The following is a 15,497-nucleotide window of genomic DNA, read 5'->3' on the forward strand; positions in this document are numbered from 1 at the left end:
AATCTTTTCGATGAATGCAAAGATGCCAAAAATAATAGAATCAAGTCTCTTTTATAGTAATTTAAGCTTTTTACACAAAAAAAAGTTACTACTTTCAATTTTAAACTAATACCTTAAAATGAAAAACATCTACCTATTAATTTTACTCACAATTGCTACAATCGATTTTGCTGTTTCTCAAAATCAGAATAAAGAAACTATTTTAAAAGAATGGGAAAGGTTTTCTAATTCGGAAGCAGATCAGATTTTAAAAGAGGGATTAAATCTCAAACCCTATTTATACAAAGGCACTAATCTAAATCGCCAATCCATCAATAATTTTGAAGACTACCCTCAAAAAATCATATTTTACTGGACATCAGAATGCAGGTACTGTAAAAAAGAACTAGATGATTTAGAAAAAATCATTAGCGAGCAGCCTTATTTAAAAGATTCCATCCTTGTTGTCATGCGAGTTGATAAACAAAATAAAGAATGGAGTATTCAAAAAGGCAATGATTTTTATACTCTTTACAAAGAAAAGAAAGATTTTATGACGTTATCAATTCCAATCTTATTTGTATCAGAGAAGATTCTAGATGAATCTTCTCTGAAATCAGCCCCTAATACTTTATTCTTAGATGATAATCAGAAGATAGTATCTATGAAATCGGGTTACATTGTTACCACAAGAAAGTCCGAATTTGATGAAATGAATTATGAATTCTTAAAATGGAAAATAAATAAGCATCTTGATTCAAGAGATTCCGGATAATTTTATTCAAGCCCTATTAGTAGTTTCAATGCAATTTCACTTACTAAACATAATAAATGCACCCCAATAGTAGGGGTGTTTGTATTCATTCAACATCGCTAATTGAGCCGTTCTAAATGCGTCTGGGATGGCTTTCCCGTTTACATTTTCTTTATAAAAACTCGACATGAGCTTTTGAGTAGCAGCATCATCTACTTTCCATAAACTCATGACTAAAGACTGGGCGCCTGCTACAATAAATGCTCTTTGCAAACCATAAACGCCTTCCCCAGCTTTAACATCTCCTTTACCGGTTTCACATGCAGAAAGCACTACCATTTCAGTATTATTAAGATTTAAATTGATGGCTTCATAGGCTGAAAAGAATCCGTTATCACTTTGATTAAAGGATTGACTTGCTTCAGAATTTTCATCATTACCTATGCCAGATAGAATTAAACCTGATCGTAATAATGGATTCTGCCTAATGTATTGAAGTTGTACACCGAATAAATTATTGGAAGCCTTTTCATCCTGCAAAAAGTAACCATGACTCGCTAAATGCAAATATTTAGGTGATTTAACCTTCTTCAAATTCGATTCATTTGCCTCCTTATTGAGATATTTCTCCATTTTCATCTGATTTGAAAGGTATTTTGAAATATTCTCAATTTCTTGTCGGGTCCCAGGAAGTTGTGCAATGCTTGCACTATTAAAATCAGGATCTCCCATTAAAAAGGCAGTACTTTTAGTTTTTCCAGTTGATTTTTCTACCAATATATCATTAGGATGCCCTATATATCTGATGTCATAATCCTGTATTAAGTATCTCCCATTATTTTGTTTAAGAGTATTCATATTTATCTGATTATAAATACCATCAGGTGAAATATAAATGCGGTTAGCATCGCTAGTCTCTTTATTAACCAATTCCCAATATTGAGCAAAAGAATATTGGTCTTCCATTTTTTGGTTGATAACATTATTGTAATAGGCATAATATCTATTCTCTAGCAAATCCCCATCTTCATTTACTAATATTTCAGGTCTCTCATCTTTCTTGAAAATGATATAGGCATAAGCATTATTAGAAGTTAGTTTTTTATCAAAAATAGGATATTGAATAACTTCAACTAAAACTTGTCCATTTTCAAGTCTCTCTAAAATTGTTTTATAATCTGTATTTCTATCTTTATATACTGTCGAAAATGCATCTGACTTCAAAGACAATTCCTTTTCAGTTTGATTTGCGACATTTTGAAGTGAATCGATATTGATAGATTGTTCATCTATTTCCTCATCACTTAAAGTGTAAGCATTAGTCAGTTGCTGCTTTTGATCCAGCCATTGTTCGTATAGCTTTTCCAATTCAGGATCATTTTGATTATAAATTGAATTTCTTAGCGCTGTTGAGGCCGTTAATAATATCCCTTTAGTAGCCAATCTATATTTTATTAGATTATCCAATAATTCTGGATATTCATAATAATTTTCTAGTGCGTAATTATAATAGCGGAAGAATCTAGGCTTCAATTGTTCCCAGTATTTTGTCTTTTCTGCTTCACTTAAAGCAGGAAAATAATCTTTGACAAACTCAAGACTCGTATCCATAACTTTACCAAAGTAATTATTTGCTTGTTTTATTTGGCCCTTAGCCCAAAACCATAAAGCCATATCTTCCTGACTTTTAATTACTTTAGGATGGGTTTTAGATAAATTTCTTTCTCTGGTGTAAAGTGCGGATTGTAATAGTGGTTCAGCTTTATCCAACTCTCCAAGGTATCGGTATAGATTCCCTAAATCAGCTTGAGTTCCCGCTGTGGTCAGATGTTCAGCACCAAGCTCATCTTTATATATTTCTAATGCTAGTATAAGAGCCTCCTCTGCCTTATCTAATTCTCCTTTCTCAACATATAAAGCTGCTATATTTGATTTCATATGAGCATAATCAGGATCATTTTTAGCATTTAGCTTAAATCTACTTTCCTGTAAGTCTAAAACATTTTGAAAGGTGTTTTCTGCGCTTTCCAAATCACCATTTTCTTGTTCTAATATGGCCTTATTTGTTAGAAATTGTAAATAAGTACTGTTTTTATCGGTAAGGCTTTCTTTAGCAATTTCAACACATTGTTCCATTAAATCCAAAGCTTTATCCTTTCTTCCCATATATTGATTTAAAATCGCATGATTATTCAAGAATATTGCATAAGGTAATTTTTCATTCTCTAAATCAGTTTTCAACTTTCCCCCAAGTTTTTGAATTATACTCTCTGCCTCTAAATAATTACCTAGGTTCATTAGAAGAACCGCATAATTATTCAGTTCTGCCAAATAACCGACACTTTCTTTTCCTTGTATTTCTTCCCAACCATCTAAAGCAGTTAGAGTAAATTCTTCCGCTTTATTATATCTACCCATATCATCATAAAGTAAACCTAATAAACCAATAGATTTAAGGTAATTGGGTTCTGAAGTAGCAGATAGTTGTTCATACTTAAGCTTTGCAATTTTAAGATTAGCTTCTGCCATGAAATCATTTCCATTATTATAATTTAAGCGGCCAAAGTCATAAATATCTCTTGCTGCCTCTAATTCAGTTTGAGGATCACCATCACGCAACATAAAATTAGCGGTTTTAACTAAGCGCTCCCCTTTCTGTTGATTTTCGAAAGATTCGGTTTTGTCCAAAAAAGCAATTGCATAATTAAAAGAAAGAGTATCATAACTATCCCTTTTTTCCTCCGTTTTCTCTTTAAGTTTATCTTTTACTAATTCTTCAGCTCTTTTTTTTAAAGCATTACCTATACCGAACTGTGCTGAAGCAGAAAAGCTAAAACAAAACACAAATACTATGAAAGTAGAAAAGGTCAATTTGATTAATCGAAAAAACATAACGACAAGTATTATTGATATTTAAAAGCTAAAATAAAAGAACAATTTTCATAAAAATAAGTAAAATAATTAGTGATATATCAATAAAATATTTCAGCTAATATAAATTTTGTCAATTTTTAATGTATGAGAAAAATTAAAATTCCTAAGATAGTTCCCGATTATAAAAATAAAGAGAAAATTATCTTAAGAGACTTTTTAGCCTTAGAAAGAACTTCGTTAGCAAACGAAAGAACTCTTTTCTCTTATATCAGGACGAGTTTGTATTTAATATTAGGAGGGATTGGTTTAATTCAATTAGAAAGTTTTGTAACAATTCACTGGTTAGGCTATTTATCATTTGCAATAAGCTTAATCATGATTTTTTATGGATTAATCCGCTATTTCAAGCTCAAAAGAAAACTTCAAAAATTCTATGATGAAGATCAAATCAGAAGTTTTGAGGAAGAAGCAGACAAGGAATAGGAAAAATTAAATCATAATGATATTTTATCTCATTTTTAATTAGTTTGGAATTTTACGTTTGTACATTTGTAACCGAATTCAGATTTAATCTTTATGTATCCAATCAGAAAAGTAATAATAGGATTAGACTTAAGTGAACTTGATAAAACTATGGTTGAATTTGCTGACTTTTTGTCGAGAACTTCAGCCGTAGAAGATGTATATTTTGTGAATGTGATTAAGAACCTTCACATTCCTAAAGATGTACTTAAAGAGTTTCCTGATATGGTAGAAAATGCCATCACGGAAAGAAAAACCCAAATGGAAAAGCAGTTTGAAAAGTTCAGATCTGGTGAAGATAAGGCTAATTTCCATTTCCAAGTATTGACAGGTAAAATAGCAGACAATATCTTAAAATATAGTAAAGAAAAAGATATTGATTTGATCGTAATGGGTAGGCGAGAAAAGGCTGAACAAAGTGGGGCTCTTTCTCAAAGATTAGCTAGAAGAGCAGCATGTAGCTTATTAATTATACCAGAAGGCACAAGCCCAAAGATGGATCAAATATTAGTACCTAGTGATTTTTCTCAATATTCTAAATTAGCATTAGAGGAAGCTATTAACATAGCACGATCGAATCAAAATGCTACAGAAATTACAATTCAAAACGTTTATACGGTTCCTACAGGATATCATTATACAGGTAAAACCTTTGAAGAATTTTCTGAAGTAATGAAAAAGAATGCTGAGAAAAACTATAAAAAATTCATCAGCAAAATAGATACAAAAGATGTTAAGCTGAAGGTTGAGTATTCCCAAGATACAAATGAGGATGTTACTACTGACATGATTGACAAAGCACATGAAATGAATGCTAATGCAATCATCGTGGGAGCCAAAGGAAGAACAGCCACAACTGCCTTTTTCTTGGGAAGTATTGCAGAAAGATTAATTCAGCTAGATAATGACATCCCTTTAATGATTGTTAGACCGAAAGGAAAAAATGCTGGTTTCATTGAATTCCTAAAAGAATTATAATGCGTAAAACCATAGAAAAATTCTACGATTGGCTTTTTGCAGATAAGGAAACTGAGGAAGAAGTTCCTTATGCAAATAAGAGATTTATGTTCTGGTTTTCGATCATCAGCTTTGCAGTCGTTTTATTTTTTATCATTAAAGACGTGGTTAAAAACATTCAAAACCTGCAATAGTAATGCAGCATATTTCTCTAACAGACCTCAATTTATTAATTAAGGAAACCTTAAATACTCAATTAGAACCTTCTTATTGGGTGGTGGCAGAAATTGGCGAGTTGAGAGAAGCCAGAAACGGCCATTGCTATCTTGAGTTCATCGAAAAAGATGAAGAAAGTAACCAATTACTTTCTAAAATTAGAGGTACTATTTGGTCTTACAGCTATCGTAACATCAGTGCATGGTTCCAATCTATTACTGGTGAAAATTTAAAAGCAGGGATGACTGTTTTGGCTAATGTTCAAATTCAATTCCACGAAGTGTATGGTTTAAGTTTGAATGTTAAAGACATAGACCCAAACTTTACTTTAGGAGAAAGGGCCAGAAAGAAACAAGAAATTATTCATCAATTACAAGAGGATGGTGTATTCGATATGAATAAAAGTCATCCTCTGCCTTTAGTCCCTCAAAGGATTGCTATTATCAGTGCTGAATCAGCCGCTGGCTACGGTGATTTTATGAATCAAATCTTGAGTAATGATTATCATTATCAATTACATGCCCAACTTTTTGTAGCCACCATGCAAGGTGATAAAGCTGCAAAAACAATTGTATCTGCGCTTCACCAAATCAATGAACAAATTGAGGATTTTGATGCCGTTATTATCATTAGAGGCGGTGGTGCTCAAGTTGATTTGGATTGCTTTGATAATTATGAACTTGCTTCCCATGTCGCACAATTTCCTATTCCGGTATTTACAGGTATCGGGCATGAACGAGATGAAACCATTTGTGATTTGGTAGCACACACCAAATTAAAAACACCAACAGCCGTAGCTGAATTCCTAATTAGAGGTATGCGTATCTATGAGGAAAAACTGAATACTGCTACACAAAATATTTTGGCTAATCTGAGTCAAAAAGTTGAAAGAGAACAACACAAGCTAAACGATAGAAGGCATTCATTAAGGTATTCACTTAAAAAACACTTTAATAAAGCTGAAAATCAACTTTCTCATTATCAGCAAAAATTAAAGTTTGATATTAAAAGGAGTTTCTCAAAAGAAAACCAAAAGCTAGATATTTATCAGAAAACCCTAGAACTAATTAATCCTGAGGCTGTATTTAAAAAAGGATATTCTTACACAAGTTTAAATGGGAAAAGCATTGTTGGCCAAAAAGTTAAAAAGGGGGACTTGTTAAAAACCACTACTGCCAATCAAGAAATACAAAGTACAGTTCAAGAGGTGAAAGAAAAGAAAAAATAATGCGAATTTATTTTCCAAAACCTTCCATTATTCCTAATCCAAAAAGTGCAAAATCATATTTCACAGGATCATTAGCATCAAAATCTTTAAGCGCATCAGTCAATTCTTGAGCAGTTTGCCAATCGGTTTGCTTTCGTTGAATTAAGCCTAATTTTCTAGCTACTCTATCTACATGCAAATCACATGGACAGATTAAATCAGACGTTTGAATTTTATTCCATATACCAAAATCAACTCCTCTTTGGTCATTTCTAACCATCCACCTCAAATACATATTTATTCGTTTACAAGCAGATTTTCGTTCTGGAGTCGCTATATGTTTTCTTGTTCTGTTTGGGGCAATATCAGATGAGAAGAAATAATGATGGAATGCTATCAGACTATTTTTCATGAATTCATCTTCCGACTTAGCTCCTAATAAAAATGCCTCTTCAAGGCTATCATGTTCTTGGTAGAAACTTTTAAAAAAATGAATGAAATAGAGCGTATCAGTATCATTGAATGTCCGATGCTTAAATTTCATTAAGCTCTGTAAATCTGTCTCACTATGATTTAAAACAAACTCATGCGGACTATTCCCCATCATCGTCATTAACTCTTTACATTTATTGATGATGGTTTTTCGTTGTCCCCAAGCTAATATTGAAGCAAAAAAACCTGCTATCTCAATATCTTGCTTTTTACTAAAAACATGTGGAATACTGATCGGGTCTTCATCAATGAAATCAGGACGATTATACAAATCATACTTCTCATCAAGTAAAGATTTTACTTCCTCAATATTATTCATTATCAATCCTTAAGAGGCAGATAACTTATTTCTACAGGGAATTTATAGTCAACTCCACCTAGCTTTTCGAAGGCTTTTTTAGAAATTCTAATGATAACTTTGTCATCCACTCCTGTATCGGGTAATTTACCCAATACTCTGACGAATACTATTTGATCATTTAAATCATTTCTGACCTGCATGATAGTTCCAATTTTAGCGGTGCGGTGTAAAGCCAAATATTTTTCAGTTCCTTCAGAACCTTCTATCACTTCAGCTACCCCTTTTTCTTTTACTTTATCAATTTTTGGAATATCATCTTCCTCAACTGTAAAAAAGGCTTTTGTATCTTTCTTTTGGGGATTTTCTACTATTACTTCCTTGTTTTCCGGCTCTTCTTTTTCAACTACTTTTTCCTCTTCTTCTTTTTTGTTTTCGGCAATCAAAGCATCTGGATTTTGAATATAGAGCTTTTGACCTAGGCTAAGTTGGTAATTTTCTAAACTATTCCATTTTCTTAATTCCTCTACTGTTACTCCATACTTTTCTGACAAACTATATAAGGTCTCTCCTGATTCAACCGTATGAATTCTGTTTTTATTTACTTCAGGGTCAGCAATAGTAACTTCTTCCTTTCTTAATTTTTCTTTCTCCACTTTAGGAGGAACGATTTTTATCACCTCACCACCAGCAAAAGGCTCTTTAAACTTATTCCATTTCTTTAAATCTGACTTATTCAGATTATACATCTTGGCAACACTACTGTAGGTCTCTCCTTTTTTAGCATTATGGAATGTTTGAAGTGTAATCTCTTGGTAATTATTATTTTTATCCTCCGCTTTTTCTGAGACTTTATTTTCTTTGATAATTAATTTTTGACCGACATCAATGTTATTATTCTCTAAACTATTCAGTTTAATGATTTGGCTTTGGGTAATATCATATTTTTTTGAAATACTATAAATGGTTTCTCCTAAGTCAACAATATGGATTACATTTTCGACATTGTCTTGTTTCACAGCTATATTTTCTGTTTCAGTGACTTTCTGTGAAGGCTCACTCACTATGAGCTCTTGACCGATATCTAATGTAGTTGAAGTCAAATTGTTCCATTCCATTATATCATCCTGAGAAATTTCATATTTTCTGGATATTGAATAAATGGTCTCACCAGCATTTACCTTATGCTTTTTAACATTAGCACTATTTTGAATCTTGCCATCAGATTCAAACTCATTTGCTTTGAATGGAATCAATAATTCTCGTCCAATTTGATCAATTTTATAACCATCCTTTTCTTGTGGGTTTACATCTCTTATTTCTTGTATACTAACATGATACCTTCTACCCAAAGAATAAAGGGTTTCCTTTGGCTCTAGTTTATGGATAATGAATTTCACTCCATCCACCTCTTTAATTCCTACAGAATCAACAACAGCTGCTGATACCTTAAATGAGAAAAATCCAAAAATAAAAAAACAAATAAATAATATTTTAATCTTCATGCTCCTGAGAAATACTAATGCTATACAAAAATGGTTATTCTGAAATGATAAGTAAAATAAAACTCAATATAATTCTTTCCACTGAAGTAAACGACCTAAAGTTATACGCATTATACTCTTGTGCTGTTTAATTAAATCGGAAATCAAAACTACTTAATAGAAAATTGATAAATTGCTACTGAATATAATTGTTGCTTAATTACGAATCGCTTAAATTGAAAAACTTAATTTACACGTTAATGAAAAGATCAACCTTAATTCTACTTTTTTGTTCTTTTGTTACTTTTTCATCTTTGGCTGATACCTTATCTCTTAAAAATGAAGTTTTCATTATGGAGATTAAAGATCAAATAGATGCTAGAACAAAACGCTATGTTGATCTTGCCCTAGCGGAAGCAAAGAGCCGAAACTCTAGTCATATTATAATTGAAATGAACACCTATGGAGGTGCCTTGTATGATGCTGATGAGATTCGATCTGCTTTGCTAAATTTAGAAATTCCTGTTTATGTTTTTATTGATAATAATGCCGCTTCAGCTGGAGCATTAATCTCAATAGCCTGTGATAGCATTTATATGGCGCCAGGTGGTAGTATAGGAGCTGCAACTGTAGTAAATCAAACTGGAGAAGCTGCTCCTGACAAATACCAATCCTATATGCGGTCTATCATGAGATCGACAGCAGAAGCGTCTGGAAGAAATCCTCAGATTGCAGAAGCAATGGTGGATGAAAATATTGAAATTGACAGTATAAGCCCAGCAGGAGAAGTCATCACATTTTCAACTTCTGAAGCGATAAAATATGATTTTTGTGAAGGGGAATTTAATTCGACAGATGCATTATTAAATCATTTAAATTTAAACGATTACCAAATATATAGATTTGAAGTAAGCAACACGGAAGCTATTATTTCATTTTTTATAAACCCTTTTATTAGTGGGATTTTAATCTTAATCATAATAGGCGGCATTTACTTTGAGCTTCAAACTCCTGGTGTTGGTTTTCCAATCATAGCCTCCATTATTGCTTTGGTTTTATATCTCATTCCTTATTATTTAAATGGATTAGCAGAGAATTGGGAAATTCTAGCATTCATCATTGGCCTAATCCTAATTGCAGTAGAAGTATTTGTAATACCAGGATTTGGTATTTTTGGAATTCTAGGTTTAATCATCACGCTAGGTTCATTAGTGTTTATGATGTTAAATAATGAAAATTTCGACTTCCAATTTGTTCCTGCTGAAAATATAACCAGAGCATTGCTTACCACCTTAACAGGATTGCTGGGCAGTATTGTGCTGATGTTTATCGGAGGAATAAGATTAACAAATAGTAAGTTTTTTAAAAAAATTGCGTTACAAGGAGTACAGTCTAAAACAGAAGGTTATTCTTCAAGGTTTATCCAGTCTGGGCTTATTGATAAAGAAGGTACCGTATTTTCCGTTCTAAGACCAAGTGGAAAGGTAGATATTGAGGGTGAATTATACGATGCATACACTAGAGGAGAATATCTAGAACAAGGAGAAAAAATAATTGTGATTGAAGAAAGTGGGACTAGTTTGAAAGTTAAAAAAGCAGAAAATTAAAAGTTATGGATATAATTGGAATTATTCCTGCAAGGTATGCTTCCACCCGTTTCCCTGGAAAGCCGCTTGCCGATATTGGTGGAAAAACCATGATTCAACGTGTAATTGAGCAATGCAAAAAAAGTGAAGTCCTCAAAAAAGTAATAGTTGCTACTGACGATGAAAGAATTTTCAATCATGTAAAAGAGCTAGGTCATGATGTATACATGACAAGTGCTGATCACAAAAATGGAACTGAAAGATGCCATGAAGCCTTAAAATTAGAAGGCGGCAGTTACGACTTCGTGATTAATATACAAGGTGATGAACCCTTCATTGAACCAGAGCAAATAAAGTTATTAGCCTCTATTCTCGATAGAAAAACTGAAATTGCGACTTTAATAAAATGTATAGATCATTTAGATGATCTTCAAAACCCTAATATCATAAAAGCTTTAAAAGCTGATAGCGGGTTAGCCCTTTATTTTTCGCGTTCACCAATTCCACATATGCGGAATATTCCAACTGAAGACTGGATGAAAAGTCATCAGCATTATAAACATATTGGGATGTATGCCTACAGAGTAGATATCCTAGCAAGATTGGTAACCTTATCCCCTACTCCATTAGAAATAGCTGAATCTTTAGAGCAATTACGCTGGATAGAAAATGGCTACAGAATTAAAACTGCCATTACTCCAATTGAAACCATTGGAATTGATACGCCTGAGGATTTAGAAAAAGCTATGAAAGAGATGCCGTTATGAAAGAAAAGTTAATCAAGGGACATTCTCATATAAAAATTAATTATGAAAGGCTTGATAGTTCTGATCTTATAAAGAAAAGTCAGAATTATTATGAGCTGATGAACAAAAGAAGGTCAATCCGTGAATTTTCAGATCAAAGTATTCCAAAAGAGGTAATTGAAAATATTGTTAAAACTGCTTCAACTGCGCCTTCTGGTGCTCATAAGCAACCCTGGACATTTTGTATCATTTCTAATTCAGATATAAAGAAAAAAATTAGGGATGCTGCTGAAAAGGAGGAATATGAAAGCTACAAAAATAGAATGAGTGACCAATGGCTGAAAGACCTAGAGCCAATTGGTACCGATTGGGAAAAGCCATTTTTAGAAACCGTGCCCTACATAATAGTAGTTTTCAAAAAGATTTATGATGAGGAAGAAGGGCAAAAGAAAACCAATTATTACGTCAATGAATCTGTAGGAATTGCTTGTGGTTTTCTAATATCAGCCATTCATAATGCGGGACTGGCTACTCTTACTCATACACCAAGCCCTATGAATTTTCTTTCTGAAATCTTAGAAAGACCCAAAAATGAAAGGCCTTATTTATTATTACCAGTTGGGTATCCGGCAGATGAATGTTACGTACCAAAATTAGATCGTAAGCCCTTAGAGAAAATCGCTAAATTTTTCTAAGTCCTTATAACTCTATTTTCTGTTCACCTTTTATTAATTGGATATGGCAACAATCTTTACCAATTACTAAAGTATGCTCTACTACTTTCTCTCCATTTAGCAATCCGATAAAAGTAAGTTTATCCCCTTCGAATGATACTTTATCCATTTCGCCATCAGAAGCAACAGGGTAAATCCCATTAGGGTTGCCTATTAAATCTTTGTCAACTATAATTTTTTTATCTTCAATTTCAGTATAATATTCATCCAATTGCACAGGATTTCCTTCCGAATCAACGATCTCAAGTTTAATTACTTTAAACTCCATTGTGCAAATAATGGTAGGATCACAAGGATTTTCTTTAGTAGTTTTCTTTTGATTCTGGCAGGTAGCTGCTAAGGAAAAAAAGCAAAAAATGACAAATAATTTTTTCATAAATTCTTTAAAATCAATTTAGTTTCTCCTTGAATCAACTCAACATGACAACAGTCATGACCGATTAGCATTTGATGTTCAATAACATTTTTACCCTCTATCTCACCTACGAAAACTAATACTGATCCTTCTTGATTTAATTCTTTCAACTCCGCATCCGTAATTACTGGATAGAGCCCATTTTCTTGCTGAAAAGTATTTCTTGAAAATTCGAACTTTTTCCTAGAATCAAAAAATGTATAAAAGTTATCCAGTTCTACATATTCTCCATTATCATCCACTATTTCCAATTCTACTGATCTAAACTCCTCTGTACATATTCTAGATTCTAAATTACAATCTTCAAGAGAATTAGACTCCTCTTCACAAGAAAAGAATAGGAAAGCTGAAATTAAGACAAATAAGTTGTAGTAAACTTTCATTGATTTTCCATTTGTAACTTAACGATGTCTGCCTTCTAATATTTTGATCACATCCTTTAGTTTGTATCCTTTGGCTTGTAAAAGAATAAGATAATGAAATAATAAATCAGCTGATTCATTCAAGAATAATTCTTCATTATTATCTTTTGCTTCTATAACCACTTCAACAGCTTCCTCTCCGACCTTTTGTGCAACCTTATTTATACCTTTATCAAATAAACTTTTAACATATGATTTTTCATTATCTCCATTCTTTCTCCCCTCAATCACTTGTTCTAATTTATTAAGAAATCCGAATCCTTCATTCTTTTCATCCCAGCAGGTATCAGCACCAGTATGACATGTTGGTCCGTCAGGAATAGCTTTTATCAAAAAAGTATCTTGATCACAATCAAGAGAGATCTCTACAAGATTTAAATAATTTTCTGAAGATTCACCTTTAGTCCAAAGTCTTTGTTTTGATCTACTAAAAAAGGTTACTTTACCTGAAGATTGTGTTTTCGCAAGTGCTTCTTCATTCATATAGCCAAGCATCAATACTTTGCCTGTATTATCATCCTGAATAATGGCAGGTAGCAAACCATTTTCACCTTTTGAAAAATCGGGTTTTAACATATTAAATAGTATTTTATATAAGGATTAAATCCTAGTAGGAATTTTTTTATTCGATAAATAGTTTTTTAGATCTGGAATTCCAATCTCTTTAAAATGGAAAATACTGGCAGCTAATGCAGCATCAGACTTCCCTTTTGTAAAGGTATCATAAAAATGTTGCATATTTCCTGCACCACCAGAAGCAATGATAGGTACGTTTACCAAATCAGAAATTTTCGCGAGTAATTCATCTGCAAATCCTGCTTTGGTTCCATCATGATCCATTGAAGTTAGTAATATTTCTCCAGCCCCTAAATCAACTGCTTTTTTAATCCAATCTTCAGTTTTTAATTCGGTAGGTTTTGAGCCTCCATGGGTATGAACAATGTTTTCTCCATTTACATTTCTTGAATCAACAGCAACTACTATGCATTGTGATCCAAACTCATCAGCCATTTCTTTAATAATAGTTGGATTACGTACTGCTGCGGAATTGATAGAAACTTTATCGGCTCCTGCTGCAAGAAGTAATGAAACGTCTTCAACGGTACTAATCCCTCCTCCCACTGTAAAAGGAATATTGATTGCTTCTGCAACTTTCTCGACTAACTCAACAAGAGTTTTTCGTTTTTCATTTGTAGCTGTAATATCAAGAAAAACAAGTTCATCGGCACCTTCAGCTGCATAAATCTTAGCTAACTCAACTGGATCACCAGCATCTCTTAATTCAACAAAATTAACCCCTTTTACAGTTCTACCATCTTTAATGTCCAAACAAGGAATTATTCTTTTAGTCAGCATAAATTAAAATGATTTGAAATCTGATAAATTAATCCTCTTTTCATAAATAGCCTTTCCTACTATAGCACCGTATAGATTCATCTCCTTCAATATTTTGAGGTCATCTAGATTACTCACTCCTCCACTTGCAATCAATTTAATCTCAGGAAATCGTTTAATTATATTTTCATATAAATCATTAGCTGTACCTTGAAGTGCACCATCTTTTGAAACATCAGTACAAATTACATATTTCAAGCCTTTTGCTAAATAGTGATCAAGAAAATCAAAAATATGCTTATCAGAACTTTCTTGCCATCCATGAATCGCTATTTTTTCATCTTTGACATCAGCTCCTAAAATAATTTTCTCTCCACCAAACTCTTGAATCCATTCTGTAAATAAAGATTCATTTTTAACTGCTATACTGCCCCCTGTAATTTGATTTGCTCCTGCCTCAAATACGGCATTGATATCCTCAGTACTTTGGACACCACCACCAAAATCTATGGTTAGATTCGTTTGATTGGAAATTGTTTTTAAAACGTCAAGGTTGACTACCTTTTTAGCTTTGGCTCCATCTAAATCTACTAAATGTAATCTCTTTAAACCTGCTTGTTCAAATTCTTGTGCTACTTCAAGAGGATTACTATTATATTCTTTTTTTTGATTATAATCACCTTTTGTTAATCTAACACACTTTCCATCAATTATATCTATAGCGGGTATTATATGCATTGATTTATATTTCAAATAAAAAATTTCTTAAAAACTGATCTCCGGCTTCAGCACTTTTTTCGGGATGTGGCTGAATAGCATAGTAATTATCCTTTTTCAACGCATTACTGAAAGGAACCATATAATTAGTTTCAGAAATGGTTTGATCACATACTTCCGCATAGTAGGAATGCACGAAGTAAAAGTATGCAGGTGATGCAATTCCTTTAAATATTGGATCATCTGAAATACTAGCGGTATTCCAACCCATATGCGGAACTTTTAAATCCATTGGGAATTTCTTAACCTTTGCATCAAATATATTAAGACAAGCAGTATCTCCTTCTTCTGTATGGCTACATAGCAACTGCAAGCCTAAACAAATCCCTAAAAATGGATTTTTGATAGACTTAATTACCTGATCAAGTTCTCTCTCCTTTAAATATTTCATAGCCGAAGAAGCTTCCCCCTGTCCAGGAAATATAACTCTATCCGCTGAAAGTATTTCTTCAGGATTATCTGTAAGATGGCCTTCTAACCCCATTCGTTTTAAGGCAAGCATAACCGATTTAATATTTCCGGCATTGTACTTAATAACTGCTACCTTCATCTAGTCTTAAATTTTCAGAAATTATAAAATTTGACAAATATGGTTATGTATAACTCATATTTTTAAAACACAAATTTAGGCTTATCTGTATAGTAAAAAACCTTTTTTAGTTTATTAATTTGAAGTGAAATATTTTAATCTAAAAATGA

17 protein-coding genes are annotated in these 15,497 nt (G+C 32.6%); 8 read left to right on the top strand and 9 right to left on the bottom strand.

What is annotated here, in order from left to right:
• Positions 1 to 118: 118 nt before the first annotated feature.
• Positions 119 to 754 (top strand): hypothetical protein, encoded by a 636-nt coding sequence (locus QYS47_RS14945; RefSeq protein ID WP_302123434.1) that lies wholly within the window; start codon positions 119 to 121, stop codon positions 752 to 754.
• A 36-nt stretch (positions 755 to 790) separates the two neighbouring features.
• On the opposite strand, the gene QYS47_RS14950 is transcribed toward QYS47_RS14945, so the two are convergent.
• The gene (locus tag QYS47_RS14950) at positions 791 to 3,625 is read right to left on the bottom strand and encodes a CHAT domain-containing tetratricopeptide repeat protein (RefSeq protein ID WP_322346974.1); all 2,835 of its coding nucleotides are present in this window, start codon (positions 3,623 to 3,625) and stop codon (positions 791 to 793) included.
• Between the two features lie 126 nt (positions 3,626 to 3,751).
• Here QYS47_RS14950 and QYS47_RS14955 point away from each other — a divergent pair, with 126 nt between their 5' ends.
• The 4 genes from QYS47_RS14955 (at position 3,752) to xseA (ending at position 6,530) form a co-directional block, all read left to right on the top strand.
• Positions 3,752 to 4,090, top strand: a complete 339-nt coding sequence (locus QYS47_RS14955) for a DUF202 domain-containing protein (protein ID WP_308355928.1) — start codon at positions 3,752 to 3,754, stop codon at positions 4,088 to 4,090.
• A gap of 93 nt (positions 4,091 to 4,183) precedes the next feature.
• Complete coding sequence (locus tag QYS47_RS14960; RefSeq protein ID WP_308355927.1) at positions 4,184 to 5,107, top strand: universal stress protein; 924 nt, start codon at positions 4,184 to 4,186, stop codon at positions 5,105 to 5,107.
• Complete coding sequence (locus tag QYS47_RS14965; protein WP_308355926.1) at positions 5,107 to 5,280, top strand: hypothetical protein; 174 nt, start codon at positions 5,107 to 5,109, stop codon at positions 5,278 to 5,280. Before QYS47_RS14960 ends, QYS47_RS14965 begins: the two co-directional genes overlap by 1 nt.
• A gap of 2 nt (positions 5,281 to 5,282) precedes the next feature.
• Positions 5,283 to 6,530, top strand: a complete 1,248-nt coding sequence (gene xseA, locus QYS47_RS14970; RefSeq protein ID WP_322346975.1) for an exodeoxyribonuclease VII large subunit — start codon at positions 5,283 to 5,285, stop codon at positions 6,528 to 6,530.
• A 7-nt stretch (positions 6,531 to 6,537) separates the two neighbouring features.
• On the opposite strand, the gene QYS47_RS14975 is transcribed toward xseA, so the two are convergent.
• The gene (locus QYS47_RS14975; protein ID WP_322346976.1) at positions 6,538 to 7,320 is read right to left on the bottom strand and encodes a TIGR02757 family protein; all 783 of its coding nucleotides are present in this window, start codon (positions 7,318 to 7,320) and stop codon (positions 6,538 to 6,540) included.
• A gap of 2 nt (positions 7,321 to 7,322) precedes the next feature.
• The gene (locus QYS47_RS14980) at positions 7,323 to 8,804 is read right to left on the bottom strand and encodes a LysM peptidoglycan-binding domain-containing protein (RefSeq protein ID WP_322346977.1); all 1,482 of its coding nucleotides are present in this window, start codon (positions 8,802 to 8,804) and stop codon (positions 7,323 to 7,325) included.
• A gap of 239 nt (positions 8,805 to 9,043) precedes the next feature.
• On the opposite strand from QYS47_RS14980, the gene QYS47_RS14985 reads away from it, so the two are divergent.
• Genes QYS47_RS14985 through QYS47_RS14995 form a run of 3 tightly spaced genes read left to right on the top strand, consistent with a single transcriptional unit; the run spans position 9,044 to position 11,810 of the window.
• Positions 9,044 to 10,390 (top strand): NfeD family protein, encoded by a 1,347-nt coding sequence (locus QYS47_RS14985; protein WP_308355922.1) that lies wholly within the window; start codon positions 9,044 to 9,046, stop codon positions 10,388 to 10,390.
• 5 nt (positions 10,391 to 10,395) lie between these two features.
• Positions 10,396 to 11,136, top strand: a complete 741-nt coding sequence (gene kdsB / locus QYS47_RS14990) for a 3-deoxy-manno-octulosonate cytidylyltransferase (RefSeq protein ID WP_308355920.1) — start codon at positions 10,396 to 10,398, stop codon at positions 11,134 to 11,136.
• Complete coding sequence (locus tag QYS47_RS14995) at positions 11,133 to 11,810, top strand: nitroreductase family protein (RefSeq protein ID WP_322346978.1); 678 nt, start codon at positions 11,133 to 11,135, stop codon at positions 11,808 to 11,810. The genes kdsB and QYS47_RS14995 overlap by 4 nt, the downstream gene beginning before the upstream one ends.
• A 4-nt stretch (positions 11,811 to 11,814) precedes the next feature.
• On the opposite strand, the gene QYS47_RS15000 is transcribed toward QYS47_RS14995, so the two are convergent.
• The 6 genes from QYS47_RS15000 to hisH are packed head-to-tail and all read right to left on the bottom strand — an operon-like array spanning position 11,815 to position 15,348.
• Positions 11,815 to 12,225 (bottom strand): hypothetical protein, encoded by a 411-nt coding sequence (locus QYS47_RS15000; RefSeq protein ID WP_322346979.1) that lies wholly within the window; start codon positions 12,223 to 12,225, stop codon positions 11,815 to 11,817.
• Complete coding sequence (locus QYS47_RS15005; protein ID WP_302123394.1) at positions 12,222 to 12,647, bottom strand: hypothetical protein; 426 nt, start codon at positions 12,645 to 12,647, stop codon at positions 12,222 to 12,224. Before QYS47_RS15005 ends, QYS47_RS15000 begins: the two co-directional genes overlap by 4 nt.
• 18 nt (positions 12,648 to 12,665) lie before the next feature.
• Entirely contained in the window at positions 12,666 to 13,262 is a 597-nt protein-coding gene (hisIE, locus tag QYS47_RS15010) for a bifunctional phosphoribosyl-AMP cyclohydrolase/phosphoribosyl-ATP diphosphatase HisIE (protein ID WP_322346980.1), read from the bottom strand.
• 24 nt (positions 13,263 to 13,286) lie between these two features.
• Complete coding sequence (gene hisF / locus QYS47_RS15015) at positions 13,287 to 14,042, bottom strand: imidazole glycerol phosphate synthase subunit HisF (protein WP_322346981.1); 756 nt, start codon at positions 14,040 to 14,042, stop codon at positions 13,287 to 13,289.
• A 3-nt stretch (positions 14,043 to 14,045) separates the two neighbouring features.
• The gene (gene hisA / locus QYS47_RS15020; RefSeq protein ID WP_302128915.1) at positions 14,046 to 14,759 is read right to left on the bottom strand and encodes a 1-(5-phosphoribosyl)-5-[(5-phosphoribosylamino)methylideneamino]imidazole-4-carboxamide isomerase; all 714 of its coding nucleotides are present in this window, start codon (positions 14,757 to 14,759) and stop codon (positions 14,046 to 14,048) included.
• 4 nt (positions 14,760 to 14,763) lie between these two features.
• On the bottom strand, positions 14,764 to 15,348 hold the full coding sequence (hisH, locus tag QYS47_RS15025; protein ID WP_302123392.1) for an imidazole glycerol phosphate synthase subunit HisH: 585 nt from the start codon (positions 15,346 to 15,348) through the stop codon (positions 14,764 to 14,766).
• Positions 15,349 to 15,497: the final 149 nt, after the last annotated feature.

Source organism: Marivirga arenosa (assembly GCF_030503875.2).
In the GTDB taxonomy this organism is placed as follows: Bacteria; Bacteroidota; Bacteroidia; order Cytophagales; family Cyclobacteriaceae; genus Marivirga; species Marivirga arenosa.